At 74.7% G+C, this 2,170-nt stretch carries 3 protein-coding genes; 1 reads left to right on the plus strand and 2 read right to left on the minus strand.

The annotated features are described in order from the left end of the window. A partial coding sequence (locus tag BGO91_RS00225; RefSeq protein WP_290470881.1) for a fumarylacetoacetate hydrolase family protein occupies nucleotides 1-521 on the plus strand: 521 nt, incomplete at its 5' end. A 9-nt stretch (nucleotides 522-530) separates the two neighbouring features. Here the strand turns inward: BGO91_RS00225 and BGO91_RS00230 are convergent. Next, nucleotides 531-1,418: an SMP-30/gluconolactonase/LRE family protein gene (locus tag BGO91_RS00230; protein WP_290470882.1), complete on the minus strand. Its 888-nt coding sequence runs from the start codon at nucleotides 1,416-1,418 to the stop codon at nucleotides 531-533. A gap of 49 nt (nucleotides 1,419-1,467) precedes the next feature. Then, nucleotides 1,468-2,170: alpha/beta hydrolase (locus tag BGO91_RS00235; protein WP_290470883.1), on the minus strand; the 703-nt coding region annotated here is incomplete at its 5' end.

The following is a 2,170-nucleotide window of genomic DNA, read 5'->3' on the forward strand; positions in this document are numbered from 1 at the left end:
ACGACATCCTCCTCCCGCCCGGTGCCGAGAAGGTGGACTGGGAGGTGGAGCTCGCCGTCGTGATCGGCCGTCGCGCCCGCTACCTGCGGACCGACGAGGAGGCTCTCGCCTGCATCGCGGGCTTCGCCGTCTCGGACGACGTCTCGGAGCGCGCCTGGCAGCTCGACGTCTCCGGCGGCCAGTGGTCCAAGGGCAAGAGCGCCGAGACCTTCAACCCGTTCGGACCCGAGCTGGTGACGCCCGACGAGGTCGACCACACGGGGCTGCGCCTGGCCTCCTGGGTGGACGACGTGCCGCGGCAGGACTCCAGCACGGCCGACCTGATCTTCGGCGTCGCGACGCTCGTCCGCGACCTCAGCCAGTATCTGGTGCTCGAGCCCGGCGACATCGTCAACACCGGGACTCCGGAGGGCGTCGCGCTCTCGGGCCGCTTCCCGTACCTCGTCGAGGGCGACACCGTCCGCGTCGCGATCGAGGGACTCGGGGAGCAGCGCAGCCGGGTGCGGCGCGCCACGCGCTGACCCGGGCCGCTAGCCCGCGCGGTACTCCGGCTGCGGGAGGCCCTGCGCCGCCACCTCGACCGTGAACAGGGCGCCGGAGGCGGGCGCGGCGGCGCGCTGCCCGGCGTCGAGCCCCTCCCGGGCCGTGGTGATCACAAGCGTGCGGAGGTCCGGTCCGGCGAAGGCCACGCTGGACGTGTGCGGCGCGTCCACGGCCACCGTGTCGACCACCGAACCGGCGGCGTCGAAGCGGCGCACCTCGCCCGCGCCCCAGAAGGCGATCCAGAGCATCCCTTCGGTGTCGGCGCACATACCGTCGGGCATCCCGCCGACGAGCTCCTGCGAGGTGAGGTGAGCGCGGCGCGGCCCGGTCGCGCCGGTCGCGACGTCGTAGCTCCGGGCCCAGACCGTCGCGGTCAGGGTGTCGACCGAGTAGAGGGTCCCGCCCTCCGGCGACCAGCACAGCCCGTTCGACAGCAGGAGGTCGTCGTCGAGCACGCGCACGCGCTCGCCGTCGATCTGCACGAGCCGCTCCGGCCCGGTGCCGTCGCCGAAGGGATGAGTGCCGACCAGCAGGCGGCCGGCCGGGTCGACTGCGGCGTCGTTGGTGCGGCTCGGCGCACCGGCGGCCACGACGAGTGCGCCCGGCTCGACGCTGCCGTCGCCGCCCGCGAGCAGGATGCGGTCGCGGCCGACGACCGCCAGTCGCCCGTCCTGCGCGGGGAGCACGGCGCCGACGGGCTCGCCGAACACACGGCTCCCGGTCACGGTGATGCCGTCGTCGTCGAGGCGCCCGGTGAGCACCGCCCCGGCGAGGATGTCGACCCAGAGGAGCCGCTCGCGCTGCGCGTCCCACACGGGCCCCTCCGCCAGCTCGTACGTCTCGGTCGTGGCGCGGCGGGCGCGGTAGTGCGTCATGCTCCGATCCTGGCAGAGCGGGCGGAGGAGCCGCCCGCGCCCGGCGGCGTCAGGCGGAACCGGTGACGAACTCCATGAGCACCGGCGCGATCGACTCCGGCTGGACGTCGTGGGTCTGGTCAGCGAGCTCCACGTAGCGGCCGTCCGATGCGCCCGCCGCGATCTCGTGCGCACCGTAGTGGAGGAACGACGGGCTCGCGCCTCCCGCGATCCCGAGCACCGGGATGCGCAGCACCGCGATGACCTCGTCCGGGATGAGCGAGTCGCCGAGGGCCGCGTCGTCGTAGGCCAGGGTCGGTGCGAGCGCCATCGTCCCCGCCCAGTGCGGCGACTGCCGGAGCCACGCGAGCTGATCCTCCGGCACGCCCACCCGGCGGAAGAACAGCTCGACGGCGGTGTCGCGATCGTCCCGCGCCAGGGCCTCCCCGAGGGCGGCGGTGTACTCCACAGCGGGCGCCTGTGCCTCCTCCGGCACGTACGGGGGCTCGTAGACGGCGAGCCTGGTCACGGTCTCCGGCCCGAGCGCCGCGGCCGCCGTGAGGGCGAGCGCACCGCCGGAGGAGAATCCGACCAGGGCGGCGGATCCACCGGCGGCGTCGATCAGCGCGGCGATGTCCTCGATCTCGCGAGCGACCGCGAACGGGAGGGTGTCGCCGCTCTCGCCGCGCCCGCGGCGGTCGTAGACGACGACGGTGAGGCGGTCGGCGAGGGCGGCGGCGATCTCGCGCGAACGACCTCCTGCGCGGGAGGCG

The sequence above is a fragment of the Leifsonia sp. 71-9 genome (assembly GCF_001898805.1).
Classification (GTDB): Bacteria; Actinomycetota; Actinomycetes; order Actinomycetales; family Microbacteriaceae; genus Leifsonia.